Origin of the sequence: Aquimarina muelleri DSM 19832 (assembly GCF_000430665.1) — a bacterium.
GTDB lineage: Bacteria > Bacteroidota > Bacteroidia > Flavobacteriales > Flavobacteriaceae > Aquimarina > Aquimarina muelleri.
Map to the genome: position 1 here is coordinate 55,862 of NZ_AUML01000002.1, position 15,239 is coordinate 71,100.

At 30.0% G+C, this 15,239-nt stretch carries 16 protein-coding genes; 8 read left to right on the forward strand and 8 right to left on the reverse strand.

Going from position 1 to position 15,239, the window contains the following annotated elements; genetic code table 11:
* Positions 1 to 165 precede the first annotated feature (165 nt).
* The 3 genes from aroQ to H527_RS0101605 all read right to left on the reverse strand — a co-directional run bounded on the left by aroQ (position 166) and on the right by H527_RS0101605 (position 2,173).
* Positions 166 to 591: a type II 3-dehydroquinate dehydratase gene (aroQ, locus tag H527_RS0101595; RefSeq protein ID WP_027411085.1), complete on the reverse strand. Its 426-nt coding sequence runs from the start codon at positions 589 to 591 to the stop codon at positions 166 to 168.
* Between the two features lie 39 nt (positions 592 to 630).
* Positions 631 to 1,263, reverse strand: a complete 633-nt coding sequence (locus H527_RS22960) for a porin family protein (RefSeq protein ID WP_051316582.1) — start codon at positions 1,261 to 1,263, stop codon at positions 631 to 633.
* 304 nt (positions 1,264 to 1,567) lie between these two features.
* Positions 1,568 to 2,173 (reverse strand): porin family protein, encoded by a 606-nt coding sequence (locus tag H527_RS0101605; protein WP_027411087.1) that lies wholly within the window; start codon positions 2,171 to 2,173, stop codon positions 1,568 to 1,570.
* Positions 2,174 to 2,444: 271 nt separating this feature from the next.
* Between H527_RS0101605 and H527_RS0101610 the strand changes: the two genes are divergently transcribed.
* From H527_RS0101610 to xerD, 3 genes are all read left to right on the forward strand, one after another.
* Positions 2,445 to 3,035 carry a porin family protein gene (locus tag H527_RS0101610; protein ID WP_027411088.1) on the forward strand — a complete coding sequence of 197 codons (591 nt, stop codon included), beginning with the start codon at positions 2,445 to 2,447 and terminating at the stop codon, positions 3,033 to 3,035.
* Between the two features lie 233 nt (positions 3,036 to 3,268).
* Positions 3,269 to 3,805, forward strand: a complete 537-nt coding sequence (locus tag H527_RS0101615; RefSeq protein ID WP_027411089.1) for a hypothetical protein — start codon at positions 3,269 to 3,271, stop codon at positions 3,803 to 3,805.
* An 11-nt stretch (positions 3,806 to 3,816) separates the two neighbouring features.
* Entirely contained in the window at positions 3,817 to 4,716 is a 900-nt protein-coding gene (xerD, locus tag H527_RS0101620; protein WP_027411090.1) for a site-specific tyrosine recombinase XerD, read from the forward strand.
* 60 nt (positions 4,717 to 4,776) lie between these two features.
* On the opposite strand, the gene H527_RS22965 is transcribed toward xerD, so the two are convergent.
* From H527_RS22965 to H527_RS0101630, 3 genes are all read right to left on the reverse strand, one after another.
* Complete coding sequence (locus H527_RS22965) at positions 4,777 to 5,235, reverse strand: hypothetical protein (protein WP_051316583.1); 459 nt, start codon at positions 5,233 to 5,235, stop codon at positions 4,777 to 4,779.
* Between the two features lie 17 nt (positions 5,236 to 5,252).
* Positions 5,253 to 5,570, reverse strand: coding sequence for an anti-sigma factor (locus H527_RS22970; RefSeq protein ID WP_051316584.1), 318 nt, complete (start codon positions 5,568 to 5,570; stop codon positions 5,253 to 5,255).
* Between the two features lie 132 nt (positions 5,571 to 5,702).
* The gene (locus H527_RS0101630; RefSeq protein WP_027411091.1) at positions 5,703 to 7,238 is read right to left on the reverse strand and encodes a bifunctional ADP-dependent NAD(P)H-hydrate dehydratase/NAD(P)H-hydrate epimerase; all 1,536 of its coding nucleotides are present in this window, start codon (positions 7,236 to 7,238) and stop codon (positions 5,703 to 5,705) included.
* A gap of 473 nt (positions 7,239 to 7,711) precedes the next feature.
* Here H527_RS0101630 and thrA point away from each other — a divergent pair, with 473 nt between their 5' ends.
* From thrA to thrC, 4 genes are all read left to right on the forward strand, one after another.
* Positions 7,712 to 10,159 (forward strand): bifunctional aspartate kinase/homoserine dehydrogenase I, encoded by a 2,448-nt coding sequence (gene thrA, locus H527_RS0101635; RefSeq protein ID WP_027411092.1) that lies wholly within the window; start codon positions 7,712 to 7,714, stop codon positions 10,157 to 10,159.
* 96 nt (positions 10,160 to 10,255) lie between these two features.
* Positions 10,256 to 11,179: a homoserine kinase gene (locus H527_RS0101640; protein WP_027411093.1), complete on the forward strand. Its 924-nt coding sequence runs from the start codon at positions 10,256 to 10,258 to the stop codon at positions 11,177 to 11,179.
* 5 nt (positions 11,180 to 11,184) lie between these two features.
* On the forward strand, positions 11,185 to 11,547 hold the full coding sequence (locus H527_RS0101645; RefSeq protein WP_027411094.1) for a RidA family protein: 363 nt from the start codon (positions 11,185 to 11,187) through the stop codon (positions 11,545 to 11,547).
* Positions 11,548 to 11,569: 22 nt separating this feature from the next.
* Complete coding sequence (gene thrC / locus H527_RS0101650; protein ID WP_027411095.1) at positions 11,570 to 12,859, forward strand: threonine synthase; 1,290 nt, start codon at positions 11,570 to 11,572, stop codon at positions 12,857 to 12,859.
* A 34-nt stretch (positions 12,860 to 12,893) separates the two neighbouring features.
* Here the strand turns inward: thrC and H527_RS0101655 are convergent, their stop codons facing one another.
* Positions 12,894 to 13,778, reverse strand: a complete 885-nt coding sequence (locus H527_RS0101655) for a M28 family metallopeptidase (protein ID WP_027411096.1) — start codon at positions 13,776 to 13,778, stop codon at positions 12,894 to 12,896.
* Positions 13,779 to 13,875: 97 nt separating this feature from the next.
* Between H527_RS0101655 and H527_RS0101660 the strand changes: the two genes are divergently transcribed.
* Complete coding sequence (locus H527_RS0101660; protein ID WP_027411097.1) at positions 13,876 to 14,460, forward strand: hypothetical protein; 585 nt, start codon at positions 13,876 to 13,878, stop codon at positions 14,458 to 14,460.
* Positions 14,461 to 14,648: 188 nt separating this feature from the next.
* Here the strand turns inward: H527_RS0101660 and H527_RS0101665 are convergent, their stop codons facing one another.
* Positions 14,649 to 15,221: an NUDIX domain-containing protein gene (locus H527_RS0101665; RefSeq protein WP_027411098.1), complete on the reverse strand. Its 573-nt coding sequence runs from the start codon at positions 15,219 to 15,221 to the stop codon at positions 14,649 to 14,651.
* Positions 15,222 to 15,239 lie beyond the last annotated feature (18 nt).

The following is a 15,239-nucleotide window of genomic DNA, read 5'->3' on the forward strand; positions in this document are numbered from 1 at the left end:
TTTTTCCTTATAAACACTTAATCGTTATGACTGTTTTATAAATTAAAAAGTGCGAGGTTAATTTTAAAATTAACCTCGCACTTTTTAGTATATATTCTAATTATCTAATTCTTTCCTTTGGTAAGTTTTGTTCCTTTTTATTACTAAAACAAACGTATATACTTGTTATTTTTTATTTAACAAAAAACTTTGAATTGCAAGTGTATAACTTTGCATACCAAACCCTAAAATTATACCTCTAGCATTAGGGGAAATATAAGATTGATGCCTGAATTGCTCTCTTGCAAAAGTATTAGAAATATGAACTTCAACTACAGGAACAGATATAGCCTTAATTGCATCACCAATCCCTATAGATGTATGAGTATACGCACCTGCATTAAGGATTACTCCATCAAATTTATCTTCTGCTTCTTGTATTTTAGTAATTAATTCCCCTTCCATATTAGATTGAAAATAAGCTAATTCAGTTTCTTTAAACTGAAATTGTAGTGTAGTAAAAAATTCTTCAAAAGTTTGATTACCATAGATATCAGGCTCTCTTTTTCCTAATAAATTAAGGTTTGGTCCATTTAAAATTAATATCTTCATAAAACTATTAAATTTATTTAGAAATCATATAGATCATATTTACAATCCTTCGTTTTGTCTTCTGTTATTCTTAGTTTTAAATAAATATCCAACAGACAATTGTGCTACAGAATGATTAAAATTAATATCTGACGTATCTAGACTATTAATATTAGTTAAGCCTAAATTATATCGCAATTGAAAAAACAACCCACTTTCTAACTTATACCCAGCTCCAAAATTCCAACTAAAATCAAAATCACTAAAAGCATCAAAAAATTCATCTGGAGTATCCTTTGCAGATTCTGCAGCATTTGCTAAAGTTGCAAATTGTGGACCAGTTTCTAAACTAAATCTATCTGCAAAATAATATTTTGCAATAACAGGTAGTGCTAAATAATTTAAACTAATTTTATTCTCTACCCCTTCTTCTTTAAATCTATATCCTTGAGCAGAGTATAACACCTCTGCTTGCAAAAAAAAACGTTGGGATACGGGAAACTCTATAACAGCCCCCAAATGCATACGCACTCTTGCATCTGTGTTTTTTATATCTCCTGCTATATTTGCATAATTGGCTCCAAATTTAAATCCTGCCCGTGTATACAATTTTTTATTTTCATCTTGCGCATACAAATTAGTAACCGAAATGAACAATAAACTCGTAGTAATTAGAAAAAAAATACTTTTCATTTATTTATATATTTTTAAACAGCTTAGATACATATAACTTCTAAATAACTTTAAAATTCATAGATTAAATACATATGACCTGCTCTTTATTTAGATTATTTACTCAAAAGTAATTTTATTTTTCAATAATCTAATATATAGCTATAAAAAAAGCATTTCGACAAATTCGAAATACTTTTAAATAATAGTTATTAAAGTCTAAAAAATAAAATCAATAAGCTCAAAGCAAGCTCACTAGGTATGTTTCCTAAAATATATTTTGTTTTCGAGCCAAACTTTAGGAAATTAAATTCCACAATGTGGATTAAAACTTATACCCTACTGAGAATTGAGCCATAGAATTTTTCTGTTTAACATCATCAAAACTTGCTGCATCATTTATATTAGACAATCCTATATTATACCGAGCATCAAAGAAAGCCCCCATATCTAATTGGTACCCTAAACCTAAAATTACTCCAAAATCAATACTCTTAAAATTATCATCTATATCTGTTTCCTTATTTACATCCATAGCTTCAACTTTACTTTTTGCTGAAATTAAAAAACCAATCTGTGGTCCTGCTTGGAGAGTAAAACCTTGAATCACATAATATTTTGCTATTAAGGGTATGTTAATATAATCTAACTTCATTGTAGTTTTTGCAGAAAGACCTAAGAGATTGTTTTTAAATTTATCTCCTTGTGAAGAATATGATACTTCTGGCTGAAAAGCAAATTTATCTGTGATTGGAATCTCAACAACAGACCCTAAATGAAAACTTGTTCTCCCTTCAAAACCCTCAGTATTATCACCAGAAATATTTGCTAGATTAACACCTGTCTTAACACCAAACCTTACATCTTCTTCTTGTGCAATAGTTATTAAACTAAAAGAAACTAGAACTACAAATATTAATGTTTTTTTCATAATAATAGGTTTTATTAATTAGAGAACAAAAATAATTTTTTTATCTATTCGGCAAACTATAAATAATTATTTATAGTTAATACCTTTACAAATCAAACAATAACTCACTAAAAACAAATACATTAAATAAATCAATTTTAATTTCAGATAGTTTTATATAAATCACTTAGAATTAAGAAAAAGAATCTATATTAAAATTTAGTAACTATTTAACATTTTATACAAGTAATATACCTACTTTTGCAGGCAATTTTAAACCAAAATAATTATTATGAAAAAAATAATCTTAACTGCATTGGCAGTAGTAAGTTTTACTTTGGCAAGTGCTCAAGAAGAAAATGGATCAGGATTTGCTAAAGGAGATGTATTTATCTCTGGAGGATTTGGATTTGGATCTGAAAAAACTGGAGACGACAAAACAAACACGTTTAATATATCTCCAAGAGTAGGTTTCTTTGTTTCTGAAAATATTGCAGCGGGAGCAAGAATAAACTTTTCAAGTGAAAAACGAGAATTTGGAACTAACGAAGAGACATATTCAACTACAAGTTTAGGAGCATTTGGAAGATATTATATATCTCCTGCAAGTAAATTTTCTCTTTTTGGTGAATTAGGAGTTGATTACATTGCTTCAAAATTTAAAGAAGAAGGTGAGCCTGATGATAAATCAAATGGATTTGGATTTGGATTTGCTCCTGGTGTAAGCTATTTTATTAGCAATAACTTTGCTCTTGAAGCTACATGGGGTATTTTAGGATACAGAACTGTTAAGCCAGATGTTGATAATGCGGAATCAACTAATAACTTTGATTTTGGAGTTGACTTACAAAACATCAATCTTGGTTTAGTATATAAATTCTAAAAAAAAATGCTGAGTTCTAAATAAAAATATATCTAAGAATTATTTTATATTTACTAGAACAAGCTTAAATTTTTAGTAGAAATACCATCTCATCTATTTGAGATGGTATTTTTTATTTTAGAAATAATTACACTCTATCGAAATAAACTATTTGATAAAAATTAAGAACTAATTAACATAGGATACAGGTAAATTAAATAGTTTCGCTATGAATTTTAAACACTTCAAATACAATGAAAAGATTGTTAATAATTATCACATTAACTATCACGAGTTTAACATCTATATGTGCTCAAAATAAAGAGCAAACTTTAAAAGGGAAATGGCTAATTGAAGCTAATACTAATTTTGGTAGTGCAAGTTCTGCTAATACCAGTATTCAATATACAAATTTTTCGGATGACAAAGGCTCTATATTAAACCTTGGGGCAGAAGCTGGATATTTTATAATGGATGATTTAGCCCTCAAAATAGGGCTTGGCTATGGGTCTGTAGATACTGGTAAAGAATCAAAATCATTAAACACTTTTTCTTATAAAATAGGTGCCAAATATTATATTAAAGGAATCATCCCTTTTCAGATTAATTATAATGGCGCTAGTGTAGAACAAAAAGAAAATCCATCCTATTTTGGTATTCAAGGTGGTTATGCTATTTTCTTAGGAAATACAGTAAGCATAGAGCCAGGGTTAGGATATGATTTTAGTCTAAATGACAACTTGTATTCGGATGTTTTTCAATTTAATATAGGGTTTGCTATTCATCTATAAAAATTTAAAATGTGAAATGGAGTCATGCAATAAAAGATTTTGAGCATTATTTACGCATTGAAAGAGGGCTTTCAGAAAACTCTATCATTAGTTATATTTTGGATATAGAACGATTATTAAAATTTCTTAACGATCAAAATATTACCACTACTCCCCTATCTATTGAAAAGGATATCGTGCAACAATTCATTTTTGAAACTGCAAAATTAGTTAACCCTAGATCACAATCCAGAATTATTTCTGGTTTAAAAAGTTTTTTCAATTATCTTGTTTTTGAAAATTATAGAGAAACTAATCCTATGGAACTTATTGAGTCTCCTAAAATAGGAAGAAAATTACCAGACACTTTATCTGTAGAAGAAATTGATCTTATTATCTCTCATATTGATTTAAGTACACCTGAAGGTGAACGCAATAGGGCAATCATCGAAACTTTATATGGATGCGGCTTACGAGTAAGTGAATTAATTACCTTAAAAATATCTAGTTTGTTTTTTAACGAAGGATATATTAGTGTAACAGGAAAAGGTGATAAACAAAGATTTGTTCCTATTGGAGATGTTACTAAAAAGTACATTTCTATTTATAGAACAGAAATCAGAAATCATATGGATGTTAAAAAGGGGCATGAAGATACATTATTTTTAAATCGGAGAGGCAAAGGACTTACTCGGGCTATGATTTTTACAATTATAAAACGATTGGTAGAAAAATCTGAAATACAAAAAAAAATTAGCCCACACACTTTTAGACACTCTTTTGCCACTCACCTACTAGAAAACGGAGCAGATTTAAGAGCCATACAGTTAATGTTAGGGCACGAAAGTATTACTACTACAGAAATATATATGCATCTAGATAGGAGTCATTTAAGAGAAGTTATGAACAGTTTTCATCCCAGAAAAGGATAAAAAAAAGAGTAATTATTAGGTTCATATAATTACTCTTTTTAATTTACTAATTAAGATACTTTAATTTGGTCTTGTTACTCTGCCAGAAGGCACTTCTGTAAAAGTATCCATAATTACCGTATTTTCTGATCCTGTAGTTATTCCAGCTGTCTTAACAAGTGGTCTTATAAAAAATGGAGCAGGGTCATTATCCTGAAAGGGTTCAATAGTAATAAAAACTTTTTTGCCAGTTACTTTTGCAGGTAATGTAATTCCTGTTAATGGAACCTGACTTGGTATAACAAGAAAATCTTCTCCAGGAAATGCTGGCACTGTTCCTCCAGAACCTTTATAAAAGTTTCCGTCATCAGTTACATTAGTTTTAGAAAATGTACCTGTCGACAAGGTCTTTCCATCAAACTCAACCCATCCTTCATATTTCCACCCTTTTGCTAATGAAGGAAGAGATAAACCTTCTTCTCCTGCACTATTCCTAAACCATACTCCAAACTCATCATTACCATTATCTACACCATTCACATTATCTGTAGGTGTTGCTAAGAAAAACTGACCTGAAACATTGGTAAGATCTGCAACAACAGACGAAAAACTAAGCTGTGCAGAAGTACCTTTAAAATCCCTACCAATATTTTTGCATCAGAAGGTATATTATCATTATCTCCTTTGGGCTCTATTGTTACAACAAATTGTGTTGCTTTTTCTATATCTGATACCAATACCTCTAACTTTACAAGTCCTGAAGGGTTAGTAAATTTTGAAATTGGCTTTGCTACTCCATCTACAATAAGCCAACCTTGATAAGAAGTACCTCCATTTAGAGTTTCTAAACCAATAATATCTATTGTGATAGTCATAACAGCAGGACCGTCATCATCATTAGAACATGAAGTGAATAATACTAGTATAAAAACAGGTATTAAAGTTAAAATTTTTCTTTGTCATCATTTTGCTTTTTAATCTCGATACATAATATAGACGTTTATATACTATTGTTGAATAGGTTCTTCTACATTTGAAGTTTTAAATAACTCTAAAAATGAAGCTCCTATATGAGAAACTATTTCACTAGCTATTAATCCTTCAAAACTGGTTTTTTGTACTGCTATATCTCCAGCACTCCCATGTAAATATACACCAAAAACAGCAGCATGCAAGGGATCATATCCTTGTGATAGCAATCCAGTAATCATACCTGTAAGTACATCTCCACTTCCTGCTGTAGCCATACCTGGATTTCCGTTATTATTTACATATAATTGATTTTCAAATACTGTAATAGAATTAGCACCTTTAATTACAATTATACAATTGTGTGTTTTTGAAAATGCTTTAGTTTTTTCGATTTTATCAAAATCATCTTTCCAATTCCCTATTAATCGTTCTAATTCTTTTGGATGTGGAGTTAATATGGTGTTTTTAGGGAGTTTTTCTAAAAACTTTGGATTATTTGCCAGAATATTGATCCCATCAGCATCTATCAAAAGTGGGGATTTATTCTCGCTTAAAAATTCTTCAAAAGCTTTTGTAGTTTTAATGCTTGTTCCCAAACCTATTCCTATTCCTATTGCAGAAGCTTTAAAATCTAATTTAATATCCTCTAATTCATCATCATTATCTGTAATTACCATTGCTTCTGGAACAGTACTTTGCAACACTTCATATCCACACTCTGGTATATATGCTGTAACTAACCCTGCACCTGTTCTTAATGCTGCCTTAGTTGCTAGAACAACACTTCCTGTTTTACCATAACTTCCTCCTATAATAGCACAATGCCCATAAACCCCCTTATGACTAAACTTAGGTCTTGGTCGATATAATGGTAATACTTCATTCTTACTTATTAAGATACCAATTCCTGGACTTTGGTTTAGAAAGGAACGATCTAATCCAATATCAATAACTTCTAGATCTCTAGTATAAATACCGGTTTGTGGTAAAAAGAATATTAATTTTGGTAATTGAAATGTTACAGTTATATCTGCATAAATAACTCCTTCTGGATCATCCGGAGCTTTATCTGTATACAAACCAGAAGGAATATCTATAGATAACGTAAAGCATCTTCCTTTATTAATATGTTTTATTAGCAATATTACCCATGGTACTAAAGGCCTGTTTAAACCAATACCAAAAATTGCATCTATAATCATATCTTCCCTATTAATTTCTGGTAAATCTGCTTCCGATTTAAGTTGTATAGGCCAGTTTTTAGATATTTCTTTTAATCGGTCATAGTTTATCAAAAAACTTTTGGATCTATTATCGCTAAAATTTACTATATATGTCTTTACATTATATCCATGTTCTAGTAATAATCTAGAAATCACAAGACCATCTCCTCCATTATTACCAATACCACAAAAAACATGAATTAAAATCGGAGAGCCTTGTAATCGATTATGAATTAAATTAAAAGTTTGTGTTGCAGCACGCTCCATCAATTCTAAAGATGTAATTTGTTCTGTATTCATTGTGGCTTGATCTGCTTCTCGCATCTGTTGTGCAGAAAATATTTTCATAGATTATAATTTGTTTTAATAACTGTTTAATTTATAAATATATCATTAAAAATTACTAGTAATTCTTTTAATTCCTAAACCAAAGTCTATTAATATTTAAATACTAACTTACATTATCGTTAAATTATCAATTTATATAAGAATATGATATTTAAAAACGTTATTTATTATTGAATTAGCAAAAGTTTAAGAACACCATTATTTTAATTTTCTTTAAAAGTAAAAAATTATACATTTGAACTCACAAAGTAAAGCAAAGTAATGTTTAGTATCGTTCTCTTATCGGCTTTATTACCCTTCTTAAGAACTATAATTGTTTCTAAGACTTCTTCTTCTATTATTACTACTGGTACTACAATTATTATTACCCCTAGGGGTTAATTTATATATACTTTCGGCATAATACACATGTAGTTTACATAAAAAACTATAGTAATCTTTATTATTAACTTCAATCTAACTAAAAAAATATCATGAACGTTCTAAAATTTGGGGGTTCTTCTGTAGCAAATGCAGAAACAATAGAAAGCGTAATAGAAATCATAAATCAACAATCTCAAGACCAACGATTATATGTTGTAGTTTCAGCCTTAGGAGGTGTTACAGATCTTTTATTACAAGCAGGAGCAGAAGCTTCTGCTAATGATGAAAATTATAGAAATACGCTCTTAGAAATTGAAAAAAGACATCTAGAAACTGTTAAAACCCTTATACCTGTTCTATCACAAAGCGCAATAATCAGTAAGGTTAAAGCTAAACTTAACTCCTTAGAATCTTTATGTGAAGGAGTTTTTCTTTTAAGTGAACTATCGGTTAAAACAGCCGCTGTAATTGCTAGTTTTGGAGAAATTCTATCTTCTTATATTATTTATGAAGCTGCAAAAATAAGAGGATTGGATATCATTTTAAAGGATTCTAGAGAGCTTATTATTAAAACTAACAATACCAAGGTTACAATCGATTATAACGAAACTAATCAAAGAATTAAACAGTTTGCAGATAATAATACTCATAAAATAAGTATTTTTCCTGGCTTTATCGCCAAAACACAAGAAGATGAACCTACTACTTTAGGAAGAGGAGGTTCTGATTTTACTGCTGCAATTCTTGCTGCGGCCATTAATGCCAAAGAGCTACAAATATGGACTGATGTTAGTGGTATGTATACTGCTAACCCTAAGTTGGTAAAACAAGCAAAACCAGTATATCATATTTCGTATCAAGAAGCAATGGAGCTTTCTCATTTTGGAGCAAAAGTTATTTATCCCCCTACCATACACCCTGTTTTAGAAAAAAACATTCCTATTGTAATTAAAAACACATTTAAACCCTTAGATCAAGGTACATTAATTACTAGAAATGTTACTGATAGAAAAAAACCAGTTACAGGAATTAGTCATATCGATAGCATTGCAATCATCTCTTTAGAAGGAAGCGGAATGGTTGGAATACCAGGATTCTCTAAACGTTTATTTGAAGCATTATTTTTAGAAAACATAAACGTTATTTTAATTACACAAGCATCCTCTGAACATTCTATATGTCTTGCTGTAGAAGCTGTAGAAGCAGAAAAAGCTAAATCTACATTAGATGTAGCTTTTGAATTTGAAATATCGAAGCACAAACTAGATCCTGTAAAAATAGAAAATAATGTAGCCATTGTAGCTTTGGTTGGTGATAATATGTATCATCACCAAGGGCTGAGTGGCAAAATGTTTAGCACTTTAGGTAAAAACAATGTAAATATAAGAGCTATTGCTCAAGGAGCATCAGAAAAAAATATTTCTGTAGTAATTGAAGAAAAAGATATCAAAAAAGCTTTAAACACATTGCACGAACAATTTTTTGAAGTAAAAACAAAACAATTAAATTTATTTATAACCGGTGTAGGAAATGTTGGCAGCAAGTTATTAGAGCAATTACAACAACAAGATAAATACCTTAAAGATAAATTACGATTAAAAATTCGTGTAGCAGGGGTTTCTAATTCTAGAAAAATGGCTTTTAACGAAAATGGAATCGACTTGAATATATGGCAAAAAGCTTTAACTAATGGTGAAAAAGCAGATGCGGTATCCTTTTTTACAAAAGCGAAAGAAATGAACCTTCGTAACTCTATATTTGTAGATAACACCGCCAATCCTGATATTGCAAAAATATACAAACATTATCTGGCAGAAAGTATGGCTGTTGTTACTTGTAACAAAATAGCATGCGCAGATGAATATCCTAATTATGAAGAACTGCAAGACTTATCCAGAAAGTTTAATGCTCCTTTTTTATATGAGACAAACGTTGGGGCTGGGTTACCAATTATAGATACTCTTAATAATTTAGTAGCATCTGGAGACAACATACATAAAATACAAGCAGTCTTATCTGGTAGTCTTAATTTTGTGTTTAATAAGTATACAAAAGGAGTTACTTTTCATGATATCGTAAAAAAAGCACAAGAAGAAGGGTACACAGAACCAGATCCTAAAATTGATTTAAGTGGAGTTGATGTAGCACGTAAAATTTTAATCCTTGCTCGAGAAAGTGGTCAAGTTATGGAACTTAGTAATATTGAAAAAGAAGCTTTTCTTCCTTCAGAAAGTTTAGAAACAAAAAATGTAGAAGATTTTTTTATATCTCTAACAAAAAATGAAAAGCATTTTGAAGAAATACTCGAAGAGGCTAATAAAAAAGATTGTAGATTAAAATATGTAGCTCAATATGAAAATGGAAAAGCAAAAGTTGGACTACAACACATTCCTATAAATCACCCGTTTTATAATTTAGAGGGTAGCGATAATATTGTACTATTTTATACCGATAGATATCCAAAACAACCACTTATTGTTAAGGGCGCTGGTGCTGGTGCGGATGTTACCGCATCGGGAATATTTGCTGATATTATTAGAGTAGGAAAAAGTAAATAATAAAAACTAATGCAAAATTAATATGTTATATAATCCATTTAACCCTTACTTACATCAGGATAAATCTGGTAATATAAAAACTATAAAAATTAATAGATGAAAAGCATTAAAATATTTGCACCCGCTACTGTTGCTAATCTTTCTTGTGGATTTGATGTTCTAGGGTGCTGTTTGGATACTATAGGAGATGAAATGATTATTTCTATTACAGAAGAGCCTGGAGTAAAAATCACAAAAATAGAAGGAGCAGACCTCCCTTTTGAAACTCATAAAAATGTAGCTGGTGTCGCTGTAGAATCCTTTCTTTCTGCATACGGAAAAGATATTGGAGTTACTATAGAGATTTACAAAAAGATTAAAGCTGGTAGTGGTATTGGTAGTAGTGCAGCCAGTAGTGCTGGAGCTGTATGGGCTATAAATCATCTTTTAGGAAATCCATTTACACCACAAAAATTAGTAGAATTTGCTATGCAAGGTGAGAAATTAGCAAGTGGTAATGCACATGCCGATAATGTAGCCCCTGCCCTTCTCGGTGGTTTTACTTTAGTAAGAAGCTACAGCCCATTAGACATAATAAAATTACATTCTCCTAAAGATCTTGTAATGACAGTAATTCACCCCCAGATTGAGGTAAAAACATCCGACTCTCGGTCTGTTATTAAACACAATGTTACCCTAAAAAAGGCGATCCAACAATGGGGAAATGTTGGAGGTTTGGTAGCTGGCTTATTTACAGAAGATTATGACTTAATAGGAAGAAGCTTAGAAGATGTAATTATAGAACCTTTGCGATCTATTTTAATTCCAGAATTTGATACTGTAAAAAAAGCTGCAATACAAAAAGGAGCTCTAGGAGCTGGAATATCTGGATCAGGACCATCCATTTTTGCTTTAAGTAAAGGAATGAAAACAGCTAATGACGTTGCAGATACTATAAAAGATATATATAGTAAAACAGGAATTGATTTTGATATTCATATATCAAAAATTAACGATCAAGGAGTTAAAATTATAAATTAGAATTAATGAAGCAAATAAAAAAAATATCTACAGAAGCCCCTTGGGAGGATATTGTAGGATACTCCAGAGCCGTAAAAATAGGAGATATAATTGAAGTTTCTGGTACAACAGCAAAAGGAGCTAATGAATATGAACAAACCATTGCAATATTAAAAGCAACAAAAAAAGTACTAAAGGAGTTTGATGCAGAGTTACAAAATGTAATAAGAACTCGAATTTATTGTACAAATATTACTAATTGGGAACAAATAGGAAAAGCCCATGGAGAATTTTTTGGCTCTATAAAACCAGCTACCTCTATGGTAGAAGTATCCAAACTTATTTCTCCAGAAATTTTAGTAGAAATCGAGTTTTCTGCTGTAGTATAACTTAAATAAAGAATAATAAATAATGCAATATCATAGTTTAAATAATAACGCGCCAAAAGTAACATTCTCTGAAGCTGTAATAAAAGGTTTGGCTCCAGATAAAGGATTATATTTTCCTGAAAAAATTACTCCCTTACCTACATCATTTTTTGAGAACATTGAAAATTTAGATAATGTAGAAATCGCATATCAGGCTATACAACAATTTATAGGTACAGAAATTCCTGAAGAAGAGTTAAGAGATATCTTAAAAGATGTGTTAAACTTTGATTTTCCAGTAGTAGAAATAGAAAATAACATTGCAACTTTAGAGTTATTTCATGGCCCAACTATGGCGTTTAAAGATGTAGGTGCACGCTTTATGGCAAGGTGTTTAGGATATTTTAATAAAAATAATGAAAACCATGTCACTGTTTTAGTTGCAACCTCTGGAGATACAGGAGGTGCCGTGGCTAATGGCTTTTTGGGAGTAAAAGGTGTAGATGTAGTTATCTTATACCCTACAGGAAAAGTTAGTGACATACAAGAAAAACAATTAACAACTTTAGGACAAAATATAACAGCTTTAGAAGTGGATGGAGTTTTTGATGACTGTCAAGATATGGTAAAAACTGCTTTTTTAGATACCAGTATAACTGATCATAAACAATTAACTTCTGCTAATTCTATAAATGTTGCCAGATGGCTTCCTCAACTATTCTACTTTTTATTTGCTTATAAACAAGTAAAACATTTAAAAAAAGATATTATTTTTTCAGTACCTAGTGGTAATTTTGGTAATATCTGCGCAGGAATTGTAGCTAGTAAACTAGGCCTTCCTGTAAAACAATTTATTGCATCTACCAATGTTAATGATACTGTAGTTCGATATTTAGAAACATCTACCTACGATCCTAAACCATCAAAAGCAACTATCTCTAATGCAATGGATGTAGGTAACCCAAGTAACTTTATAAGAATACAAAATCTTTTTAACAATAACTTTTCTGCTTTAAAAAACAACTTTTCTGCTTATAGTTTTACCGATGATCAAACCAAAGAAGCAATGAAAAAAATATATAATAAAAATGGGTATATAACAGACCCGCATGGAGCTGTAGGGTATTTAGGGCTTAAAAAACAAGATTTAAAAAATAATGATTATGGTATTTTTCTTGAAACTGCTCACCCAGTAAAATTCTTGGATATCGTTCAAGAAACATTAGAGACTGTTGTAGAAATTCCTTCTCAAATTGAAAAAATAATGCATAAAGAAAAACATAGCATATCGATTAAAAGCTATGAAAACTTAAAAGAGTTCTTACTTAAGTAAGAACTCTTTTTTACATTTTTGACAATACTATTTTTTATTCTTTTGCTAAAGATTTCATTACCTTATATACTATATTAGTAGTAGATGCAAGATATTTAAAATTTACGGTAGTATATTTATCTTCACTTTGACGAACATATGGTGAATTATCAGCATTCTTTAATTCTGCAGTAAGCGTAACAGTTTCAAAACCAAAATTAGCAAAGAATCTGCTTTCTGGTGTAGCAACTGTTCTTTTATAGATCGGGACAGGAGATTCTATACGATATAAAGATTCCAGACTTAAATTTGATGCTAACATTTCAATAGCTCTGTCTTCATCATTATCCCATCCCATATAATCAGATCTGTGCATTGAATGTATCTTATACTCTTCGTCCTTTAGCTTTTTAGTAAACATTCTAGTACCAACCATATTGCTTTTCCAATGGTCAAAAAACACGATCATAAAATTTTTATTACGTTCTTCCATTTGTGCTATTTTCATGGCTACGTAATAAGCTATTGCTACACCCGTAGCGTTGTGAACTGCACCTGGACTACCTTCTACAGTATCATAATGTGCTGCTATCACAATCCATTGGTCATTACCATTAGTAGCAGGAATTTCTGCAAATACATTTGCTCCATTAAATATATTCCCTTTTTTGTCTTTCACATTGTACTCATGCTTATCAGGTTTAAGATCTAAATCTTTTAAAGAATTAAATAAAAAATCTGCCGTAACTTTTCTTTCAGAATTACTAGATCGACTTGTTAATTTTTTCTTACCTTTTATAGGTTCATGCCCTGTAAGTTTTGCTACAATAGTTCGTTGCACATTAATAATCTCGGCTTCTATTCGATCCTGTTCAGTTTGGGCTGGGGCCACCTGAACCGCGAAAACAAATAGTAATAAAAATATTCTATAATACTTCATTTTTTGTAGGTTTTGTATTCTTTTCCCTTTAACACAAATTTATAAAAAATCTATAATTAAACAATTTTGTAATTTTATCAAAAAAAAACTCTTATTTATGACTTATTCAAAAATCATACCTTTTATCTTTATTTTCATTTTTTTTATACAATGTAGTAAAAATAATAATGAAAAAAATTTATTGCAAGCCTCGGATAATTGGAGAAGCGAAGTTATTAAATTTCCTTTAGATTTTGCCACTTCCTTGCAATATTCTGGTATAGAATATATTCGTTTTGCTCCTGGATGGGGAAAAGAAAATGCTATGGATTATTTTTCTTATGTTTTTTTATGGCAGATAGATCAAAACCCACAGTTATCTACCCAAAAACTTGAATCTGAAATGGAGTTATATTTTAATGGTTTAATGAATACAGCTCCTGTAACAGAATCAAATAAATTTAAAGTCCCTCATCAATCTAAAGCTTTTTTTGAAAAAGTAAATGATTCTGTATATGTAGGAAAAATAATTACTCATGATGCTTTTACAACCAAAAAGGAGCTTAATCTAAACATAATTATAGATTATAAGTTTTGTAACAAAACAAAAAAACATTTAGTTTTATTCAATGTTTCTCCAAAACCTCTAGAGCACCAAATTTGGAAAAAATTAAATAAAATTGTTATTAATACAGATTGTTAATAGTCTATTACGTACTTAAAATTAAGAATAAGGGGGTATATCATTTTATGGTTAATTTGGTATTATACCTTTTATTATTCTAAATACCCTTGTTACTTTGTAGAAAAATTAATTATTAATAAAGTATAGGCTATTTTATCCAGTCTAATCGTGTTGGTAAATTTGGACGATCAATGAGGTTTTATATTTTATTTGAGTTTATTTATTATAAACCATTGTAATGCTATAATGGATTTAGCATCATTTATAATTCCCGATTTTAATAATGTATCTATTTTTGACGCATCAAACTTACATAACAAAATGTCTTCGTTTTCTTCTTGTACTCCTCCTCCTATAAATTCTTTATCTTTTTCAACAACTTCACCAAAATACAGATACATTCTTTCAGAAGAGCCTCCTGGAGTAGCATAAAATGTAGAAACATGATCTAAACAATTCACTTTATATCCCGTTTCTTCTTTAACTTCTCTAATTGCACATTCTACAGGGTCTTCATCAAATTCTAATTCTCCTGCTGGAATTTCTTTAAGCCAGCCTGTTCCTTTTTTAATTGTAGGATATCTAAACTGATTTATAAATATAAGTTGATTAGTATCTTTTTCATGTAATAAAACAGCAACACTATCTCCACGATCCAGCATTTCTCTAGAGCAAGTTATACTAGTTTCTTTATAAAAACTATCATGAATAATTGTTGCTTTTTTAATTTTCAAAAAACCATTATAGACTAACTTTTCATTCAGAACATTATATTTCATTTGCTTAATCTTCAATTT

Excerpts from the sequence above, each read along its gene's own strand:
- aroQ (WP_027411085.1), bottom strand. The coding sequence starts at position 591 with ATGAAGATATTAATTTTAAATGGACCAAACCTTAATTTATTAGGAAAA.
- H527_RS22960 (WP_051316582.1), bottom strand. The coding sequence starts at position 1,263 with ATGAAAAGTATTTTTTTTCTAATTACTACGAGTTTATTGTTCATTTCG.
- H527_RS0101605 (WP_027411087.1), bottom strand. The coding sequence starts at position 2,173 with ATGAAAAAAACATTAATATTTGTAGTTCTAGTTTCTTTTAGTTTAATA.
- H527_RS0101610 (WP_027411088.1), top strand. The coding sequence starts at position 2,445 with ATGAAAAAAATAATCTTAACTGCATTGGCAGTAGTAAGTTTTACTTTG.
- H527_RS0101615 (WP_027411089.1), top strand. The coding sequence starts at position 3,269 with ATGAAAAGATTGTTAATAATTATCACATTAACTATCACGAGTTTAACA.
- H527_RS22970 (WP_051316584.1), bottom strand. The coding sequence starts at position 5,570 with ATGACTATCACAATAGATATTATTGGTTTAGAAACTCTAAATGGAGGT.
- H527_RS0101630 (WP_027411091.1), bottom strand. The coding sequence starts at position 7,238 with ATGAAAATATTTTCTGCACAACAGATGCGAGAAGCAGATCAAGCCACA.
- thrA (WP_027411092.1), top strand. The coding sequence starts at position 7,712 with ATGAACGTTCTAAAATTTGGGGGTTCTTCTGTAGCAAATGCAGAAACA.
- H527_RS0101640 (WP_027411093.1), top strand. The coding sequence starts at position 10,256 with ATGAAAAGCATTAAAATATTTGCACCCGCTACTGTTGCTAATCTTTCT.
- H527_RS0101645 (WP_027411094.1), top strand. The coding sequence starts at position 11,185 with ATGAAGCAAATAAAAAAAATATCTACAGAAGCCCCTTGGGAGGATATT.
- thrC (WP_027411095.1), top strand. The coding sequence starts at position 11,570 with ATGCAATATCATAGTTTAAATAATAACGCGCCAAAAGTAACATTCTCT.
- H527_RS0101655 (WP_027411096.1), bottom strand. The coding sequence starts at position 13,778 with ATGAAGTATTATAGAATATTTTTATTACTATTTGTTTTCGCGGTTCAG.
- H527_RS0101660 (WP_027411097.1), top strand. The coding sequence starts at position 13,876 with ATGACTTATTCAAAAATCATACCTTTTATCTTTATTTTCATTTTTTTT.
- H527_RS0101665 (WP_027411098.1), bottom strand. The coding sequence starts at position 15,221 with ATGAAATATAATGTTCTGAATGAAAAGTTAGTCTATAATGGTTTTTTG.